Annotated in this window: 9 protein-coding genes; 2 read left to right on the plus strand and 7 right to left on the minus strand. The window is 59.7% G+C overall.

Annotated elements, in window-relative coordinates:
• Positions 1-233: 233 nt before the first annotated feature.
• The 6 genes from AC2VNK_RS05370 to purH form a co-directional block, all read right to left on the minus strand.
• Entirely contained in the window at positions 234-383 is a 150-nt protein-coding gene (locus AC2VNK_RS05370) for a hypothetical protein (protein ID WP_486883093.1), read from the minus strand.
• A gap of 160 nt (positions 384-543) precedes the next feature.
• A complete protein-coding gene (locus AC2VNK_RS05375; RefSeq protein ID WP_486883094.1) occupies positions 544-1,635 on the minus strand; it encodes a quinone-dependent dihydroorotate dehydrogenase in 1,092 nt (363 codons plus the stop codon).
• On the minus strand, positions 1,632-2,522 hold the full coding sequence (gene hemF, locus AC2VNK_RS05380; RefSeq protein ID WP_486883095.1) for an oxygen-dependent coproporphyrinogen oxidase: 891 nt from the start codon (positions 2,520-2,522) through the stop codon (positions 1,632-1,634). The genes AC2VNK_RS05375 and hemF overlap by 4 nt, the downstream gene beginning before the upstream one ends.
• 4 nt (positions 2,523-2,526) lie before the next feature.
• On the minus strand, positions 2,527-3,087 hold the full coding sequence (locus AC2VNK_RS05385; RefSeq protein WP_486883096.1) for an L-threonylcarbamoyladenylate synthase: 561 nt from the start codon (positions 3,085-3,087) through the stop codon (positions 2,527-2,529).
• 15 nt (positions 3,088-3,102) lie between these two features.
• Positions 3,103-4,365, minus strand: coding sequence for a phosphoribosylamine--glycine ligase (purD, locus tag AC2VNK_RS05390; protein ID WP_486883097.1), 1,263 nt, complete (start codon positions 4,363-4,365; stop codon positions 3,103-3,105).
• Between the two features lie 13 nt (positions 4,366-4,378).
• Complete coding sequence (gene purH, locus AC2VNK_RS05395) at positions 4,379-5,944, minus strand: bifunctional phosphoribosylaminoimidazolecarboxamide formyltransferase/IMP cyclohydrolase (RefSeq protein ID WP_486883098.1); 1,566 nt, start codon at positions 5,942-5,944, stop codon at positions 4,379-4,381.
• 440 nt (positions 5,945-6,384) lie between these two features.
• On the opposite strand from purH, the gene AC2VNK_RS05400 reads away from it, so the two are divergent.
• Both AC2VNK_RS05400 and AC2VNK_RS05405 read left to right on the plus strand, forming a co-directional pair.
• Positions 6,385-7,176, plus strand: coding sequence for an oxygen-binding di-iron domain-containing protein (locus tag AC2VNK_RS05400; RefSeq protein ID WP_486883099.1), 792 nt, complete (start codon positions 6,385-6,387; stop codon positions 7,174-7,176).
• Between the two features lie 12 nt (positions 7,177-7,188).
• The gene (locus AC2VNK_RS05405) at positions 7,189-7,557 is read left to right on the plus strand and encodes a roadblock/LC7 domain-containing protein (RefSeq protein WP_486883100.1); all 369 of its coding nucleotides are present in this window, start codon (positions 7,189-7,191) and stop codon (positions 7,555-7,557) included.
• A 77-nt stretch (positions 7,558-7,634) separates the two neighbouring features.
• On the opposite strand, the gene AC2VNK_RS05410 is transcribed toward AC2VNK_RS05405, so the two are convergent.
• Positions 7,635-7,853: hypothetical protein (locus AC2VNK_RS05410; RefSeq protein WP_486883101.1), on the minus strand; the 219-nt coding region annotated here is incomplete at its 5' end.

Genomic DNA, 7,853 nt, shown 5'->3' on the forward strand with positions numbered 1-7,853 from the left:
GCCAGCGTGGCGGCCAAGTTCTAAAGTCTGATTGACATCCGCAGGTTAGCGGCGGATTTCTAAAAATCCTCTATCCGGTGGCCTTACGGTCACCGGATTTTTGCTATTTTGATCTCACCAGTGGTAACCCATTCCGCATATTGCACGAGGTCATCATGGCCAGTTTGTGCAGACCCGGAAAAGCCTGCGTCTCTACGGGAAGCAGACGCTTGCGGTGGAAATCCGAGAGTTGCTCAGGGGATCAGGGACGCCCCTGCACTGACCATATCCCCGGTCGCTGATGCGGTATCAGAGACGGCAGCACAGCCCGCCAGTGATCCGAAAATAACCAGGAGGCCTGCAATGCGCATTATGAAGCCGCTGATATGGATTTTATGCATCATGGAAAATACTCTTTGGATAATGCGAATAACTGGCCTGAATAATAGGTGTTATTCATTGATGGCTCATGAAACTTGTTTTTAACTGGTTAACATGTCCAGGGATTTCTAACAAGCGGAAAATCGCCATAAGAACCGTTCGGACGCTGTGGCGGAGAGGATATCAGGCGGCACTACCCCGCGCGTGCGCAAGATCAGGATAACCATCCTTTAACCACAGCCCCGGCAGGGCTTCCAGAATCTCCCGCACCAGTTCCGGTCCCCGAAAAATCAGCCCGCTATAGACCTGCAATAGACTGGCTCCCGCCCGGATCTTGGCATAGGCATCTGCCGCACTGAGGATACCACCGACGCCAATGATGGGTACCTGTCCCTGGGTCGCACGATAGAGTTGCGCGATGACGGCATTGGATTGCTCCAGCAATGGTGCACCGCTCAGGCCCCCGCTTTCGGAGAGTCCGGGCTGGGAAACCGGGCGTTCTACAGTGGTATTGGTGGCGACAAAACCATCCACCAGAGGTTCCGTGCCTAAGGCCAGACCACCGATAGCGTTGAGGTCATCATTATCCAGATCTGGAGCAAGCTTCAGGAGCAGAGGCAGAGGGGGGCGCTGATGCTGCACGGCCAGACGTTGGTTGGCCGCAGCAACGGCACTGAGCAGCCCCCGTAAGGCCTCCTCCCCCTGCAATAATCGCAGCCCCGGCGTGTTGGGTGAACTGACATTGATGCAGAGATAGTCGCCATAGTGAAAGAGCAACTCCAGCGCGGTGACATAGTCGTCCTGCGCCTGATCCAGCGGGGTGTCCTTGTTTTTGCCGAGATTGATGCCGATAGGCACCGGATGGCCAGGTAATGCCGCCAGTCTTCGGGCAACTGCCGCAGCCCCTTCACCGGGGAAACCCATGCGGTTGATGACCGCTTGCTGTGCCGGATAACGAAAGACCCGGGGGCGCGGATTACCCGGCTGCGGACGCGGCGTCACTGTGCCGATTTCGATGAAGCCGAAGCCGAGGGCAGGGAGAATGGCGGCGGCGCGGGCGTCCTTGTCATAGCCGGCAGCGAGACCGACGGGGTTGGGAAAATGCAGGCCCCAAAAGTCCTGCGCCAGACGCGGATCGGTGACGCTATAGTGCTTTGTCAGGTAGGCCATGCTCTGTGGCATGCGCCCCAGTGCTTCCAGCGCAGCGATGCTCAGGGTGTGGGCGCGCTCCGGGTCCAGCGTAAAAAGCAGGGGGCGCAGCAGGCCGTAGCTCATGCCCAATCCCTGGGTGTGAGGAAGTCTTCCTTGAGGCGGCCTTCGGGGCTATCGGCTTCGCCCTGCCAGTCGTAGGCCCAGGCCGCCAGGGGCGGCAGGGACATGAGGATGCTTTCGGTGCGCCCGCCGGACTGCAGGCCGAAGAGGGTGCCGCGGTCATAGACGAGGTTGAATTCCACATAGCGCCCTCGGCGCAGGAGTTGAAATTGCCGCTCGCGTTCACCGTAGGGCAGGTCCCGGCGCCGGGCGACAATGGGCAGATAGCTGTCGAGGAAGCTGTTGGCCATATCCTCCCAGAAGGCCTGCAGAAGCTCGCCATCGCCGTTGAGGTCGTCGAAAAAGATACCACCGATACCGCGCATTTCCTGACGGTGCCTGATGGTGAAGTAGTCGTCGCACCAGGCTTTGAAGCGCGGATAAAAGCCCGAGTCGTGGCGATCACAGGCGGTTTTGAGGGTGCTATGGAAATGCCGGGCGTCTTCCTCAAAGCCGTAGATGGGCGTCAGGTCGGCGCCGCCGCCGAACCACCACACTGGTCCCGCCGAGAAAAATCGGTAGTTCATGTGAACGATGGGGACGTAGGGGTTGCGGGAATGCAGTACCAGTGAGACGCCAAGGGCGGTGAAGGTCTGTCCGGCCAGTTCTGGGCGGTGTGCGGTAGCCGAGGCGGGAAGCTGGTCGCCATGGACTTTTGAGAAGTTGACCCCGCCTTTTTCCAGCAAAGCGCCGTCGGCAATAACCCGGGTGCGGCCGCCGCCACCGCCGGGCCGTTCCCAAAGATCTTCGCGGAATTTCGCTGTGCCGTCTGCCGCTTCCAGGGCGTCGCAGATGCGATCCTGCAGGTTGCGGAGGAAAGTTTCCATTTCGTCTAAGGATGGCTGTTGCATGCTTTTACTCCCGTAAGATACGACCGCTGCGGGCATCGACAATACGGCTGGGGCGGCGTTGCCCCCCCATCCGGGCTGGTAGTACCCACAGGGAATGACCAAAATAGCGGTACAAGGTGCGCAGGTCACGGGCCGGTTGTTGCCCTGCCGGATTGGCACTGGTGGAGACCATGGCGCCGCCAAAGACCCGCGACAACGCGACGATAGCCGGATGGGTACTGATCCGCACCGCAATGCCCTCATGGCGTCCGCGTATCCAGGAGGGGACCTTCGGTGCGGCGGGAAGTACCAGTGTCGTTCCGGGCCAGAGCCGTGCCAGCAGAGTCGGGTCTATTACTTGCGCTGACCAGTAGTGTCGGGTTTCTGCCACCCGGCCTGCTACCAGAAGAACGCCTTTATGTTGTGGCCGCCTTTTTAGGACCAGAACCCGGCGCAGCGCACGCCGGCGGCGCGGGTCGCAGCCCAGTCCCCAGACCCCTTCCGTAGGATAGGCGATGACCCCACCGCGCCGTAAATGCGCTACCCCCCGACGAATATCTTGACGGCGCGGATGGCTGGGCAGCATCAGCCGAAAACGCGGTCAGGCGCGCCGCAGGCCGCGGTAGCCGATGTCCTGCCGATACTGCAGGCCGGGCCAGCGGATATCGGCGACGGCGGCATAAGCCCGCTGCTGCGCAATCGCCAGGCTTTCTCCCAGTGCCGTGACGCCGAGCACCCGACCACCAGCCGTGATGACGGTGTCGTCGTCTGCCGTAGTCCCGGCATGGAAGATTTTGACCGCATCCCCCTGCGTCTTGTTGAGACCGAGAATGGGGTCACCTACCTGCGGATGATCAGGATAACCCGCAGCCGCCAGCACGACGCAGAGGGCAGCGCGACTGTCCCAGTCGAGAGCCTTCGGCAGCGGATCGCCGCGGGCCGCGGTCAGCAAAAGCGTATAGAGGTCGGAACGCAAACGCATCATCAGCGGCTGCGTCTCGGGATCGCCCAGTCGGCAGTTAAACTCCAGCACCTTGGGTCCGGTGGAGCCGATCATCAGGCCGGCATAGAGAAAGCCGCAGTAGGGCGTGCGATCTGTCATCAACCCTTGTGCCGCGGGGCGCATCACCTCGCGCAATACCCGTTCGCTCATGGCGGTGTCGAGGATGGGGGTGGGGGAATAGGCACCCATGCCGCCGGTATTGGGACCCTGATCGCCGTCCAGCAGACGCTTGTGGTCCTGCGACCCCGCCAGCGGCAGGACTTGACCGTCCACCACAATGGCGATGAAACTGGCTTCCTCCCCCTCAAGAAATTCTTCGATGATGATGGGTCCCCATTGCAGGAACTGACGCACGGCGGCTTCGGCTTCTGTTCGCGCGAAGGCTACGACGACCCCCTTGCCAGCGGCCAGGCCATCGGCTTTGACCACCACCGGCAACGGATGGTTGCGCAGGTAGTCCAGCGCCGTGCCGGTATCGGTAAAACGTCCGTAACAGGCGGTAGGAAGACCGTGCCGCTCCATGAAGGCTTTGGCGTGGGCTTTGCTGCCCTCCAGCATCGCTCCGGCGGCATTGGGACCGAAGACCGGAATGCCGGCCCGGCGCAGGGCATCACCCACGCCCGCTACCAATGGGGCTTCGGGGCCAATGACGACCAGCGCGATGCCCAACGCATGGGCGGCGGCGACCACCTGATCGGTATCCGTCGGCTTCAGGGCCAGATTATGGATTTTGGCCTCCGTCGCCGTACCGGGATTGCCGGGCACACAGCAGACCTCCGCCACCTCCGCCGACTGGGCCAGCTTCCAGGCGACGGCATGTTCGCGTCCGCCACCGCCGAGGACCATGACTTTCGCGCCCATCTGCGTTCTCTCCTCAACCATGCCGGAAATGGCGCACGCCGGTGAAGACCATGGCGATGCCGTGTTCATTGGCGCTGGCGATGACTTCTTCATCACGGATGGAGCCGCCGGGTTGGATAATCGCCTTTACGCCCGCCGCAGCCGCTGCATCGACCCCATCGCGGAAAGGGAAGAAAGCATCCGAAGCCAGCGCCGCACCGTGCAGATCGAAGCCCAGTTCCAGTGCCTTGGCTACCCCGCATCTGGCGGCATCCACCCGACTCATCTGTCCCGCACCGATGCCGACGGTCTGGCCTTCGCGGCCATAGACAATGGCGTTGGAACGCACGTATTTACCGACCCGCCAGACAAAGGCGAGGTCACGGGTTTCCTGTGCCGTCGGCGTGCGTTCTGAGACCACTTTCCAGTCCGCTTCCGCTTCCATGGCCTGATCAAAGTCCTGTACCAACAGACCTCCCCGCACGCGCTTGTAATCCCAGCCTGCCCGCCGCCAGGCGCTACCATCGTCAAAGGCGAGCACCCGCAGATTTTTCCTTTTGGCCAGAATGGGCCGGGCATCGGGCAAAATGGCGGGCGCCAGTACCATCTCGATGAACTGACCGCTAATGAGTTCAGCGGTCTGGGCATCCAGCGGCCGGTTACAGGCGACGATGCCGCCGAAGGCGGATACCGGATCGCCGGCCCACGCGCGCTGATAGGCGCTGAGCAGATCCGGCCCCACGGCCGCGCCGCAGGGATTGCCGTGCTTCACCACGCAACAGGCGGGTTCGGCAAATTCCATCACCAGCGCGACGGCGGCATCGCCGTCCCCGATGTTGTTGTAAGATAATTCCTTGCCCTGCAACTGATGGGCGTCCGCCAGTCCGCCGCCGCTGCCATCGCGGTAGAAGGCGGCGGCCTGATGGGGATTTTCGCCGTAGCGCAGATCCTGCGCTTTCTCAAATTGCAGGGACAGGGTCTGCGGGAAGGTTGTCCGGCTGCCATCGGGACTGAGGCTGGAGAGATAGTTGGCAATAGCACCGTCATAGCGCGCCGTGTGGGCGAAGACCTTGGTGGCCAAGAGGAAGCGGGTGCTGGCACCGACGCCGCCGTAACTCTGTTCCATCTCCTGCAGCACGGCGGCATAGTCATTGGGGTCGACGAGAACGGTGACGCCCTCCCAGTTCTTCGCTGCCGCACGGAGCATGGTCGGGCCGCCGATATCAATGTTTTCGATGGCTTCTTCCCGAGTACAATCGGCGCTGGCGATGGTCTCGGCGAAGGGATAAAGATTGACGCAGAGGAGATCGATGGCGGGGATGCCATGCTCGACCATCTGCCGGGTGTGGCTGCTGTTGTCGCGCTTCGCCAGTAGTCCGCCGTGGATTTTGGGGTGCAGGGTTTTGAGGCGGCCTTCCAGCAGTTCCGGGAAACCAGTGTAGTCGCCCACTTCCTGCACCGCGACACCATCGGCCGTCAAGACTTTGGCGGTACCGCCGGTAGAGAGTATCTCCACCCCAAAATCCTGCAACCGCCGGGCAAATTCTACTACGCCCCGCTTGTCGGAAACGCTGATGAGCGCCCTCGTAATCTCACCCATAAATCCCACGGCCTCCGAAAAAAGTGGCAGTTAAAAATAAAAAAGGCACGATCAGGAGACCTGTCGTACCCAAACCTCCTGATGGAGGGAGCGTTCTGATTCGCGCTGCGCTGATTCAGCTCAACGGAATGTCCACATTGTAAAAGAGGCGTCGCCGCTATGCAAGCACGGCCAAAGCCCCGGCTAGGTACTTAAGCCGGACAGTCCAGTTTCATCCCCCAGAATTCCCAATTGCCAGGATGGATACCCGCCTCGTCGGTGGAGATGCTTGGCTTTACGGGATCGTCCAGGGGCCATGGGGCGGACCAGGTGGGTTACTTATGCGGAGTCTGTAACAATTTTAAAACGAATAATGACATGCTATGATTCCATGGTATAAATGTCCTAATTCCGTTGGTCTGTTCAACGCCAGGCCGGTATCACCTGCATAGGAGTCTATAATGTCCCAGTTGCTGTATGACAACGGAACGCATAAATGCATAGCCTTCACCGATCTGGTGGAAGGCGAGGGGATTCAGGCCAACCAGTTTCTCATTGTTAATAATGGTGAAGGGATGCTGCTCGACCCGGGCGGTAACCTCACGTACAAGAACCTGCTGGCAGAGATGGCGAGCTATTTCCTGCCGGCGCATCTCGATTATGTGTTTGCCTCTCATGAGGACCCGGATATTGTTGCCTCTGCCAACGGTTGGCTGCTGATCACCGACGCGAAGATTCTCATCGCTAATGAATGGACCCGTTTCCTGCCGCATTTTTGCTCGAAGGGGATGACCGCAGGGCGGGTCATCGGCATTCCACCGCAGGGCATGAGGGTCAATCTGGCGGGGCAGGAACTCTTTGTCGTGCCCGCGCATTACATGCATTCGGTGGGCAATTTCCAGGTTTACGATCCGGTGAGCAAAATTCTGTTCTCCGGAGATCTGGGTGCTAACCTGGTCAGTGGGCATGATGCCTCCAAGGTGATCGAAGGCGCGGAGGCGTTTGCGGCACATCGTGCGGCAACCTCCATGGATGGCTTCCACCGTCGTTATATGGGCGGTCAGAAGGTCTGTAGACTCTGGACTAATATGGTACGGGGTATGGATATCGAATGGATTGTGCCGCAGCACGGCGCATCCTTTAAAGGACGGGAGACGGTCACGGCTTTCCTCGACTGGTTCGATGGACTGGAATCAGGACCTGACCTGTTGACCCAGAAAGACTTTCAGTTTCCTATTCCCGAGAATCTCTGAAGGAGGTGCATCTTGAATCAGGAGATGTTTGACGATCTCAATGCGCAGCTAGACGCCATGTCGCCAGAAATACAAGGTGCCGCTCTGATCTCCAACGAAGGGGCGGTGATTTTTCAGAAGGGAGAAACGATAGCGGACCAGAGTCTTGTTGGTATCGCCGGGGCTGCCGTTATGCGTCTTGCGGAGCATATCGGTTCTGGTCTTACCGAATGCCCGGCACAAGAGATCAGCATTCGCTGTGACAGGCATACGGCACTCTTTGTGCCAGTGGGAGCGGATGCGCTCCTGATGCTGGTGCTCTCAGCAGATACAGATACGCGTCCTTTGGCGAGGGCTATCCCCGGTATGGTATCTGCATTGGGCCAAAGAGTTGTGTCATAAGCATGCTGCCTAAGCCGGGCTGAAAGAAATCACGCTGTAGAGGCGTCCTCCGCAGGCTTCTGTATTGCTGATAAACGCTATGGTGGACCACTATACCCTTTTGAATAGGCTTCCTGCCCCGCCGAAATCGCCATTTGAAAAGCGGCCAAAGGATGTGTCATCGCCCAGTCATACCTCGCCTTTCTGGCCTTCTCGCGTTGATGACTACTGACAATTCCACCGATCCTCCTGTACCACAGCAGGAATACCCCGCCGAGAATAAAAACGCCTTCCGCCAGATCGCCGATCAGTGACGG

It is taken from the genome of Acidithiobacillus sp. TH-A35 (assembly GCF_057473505.1).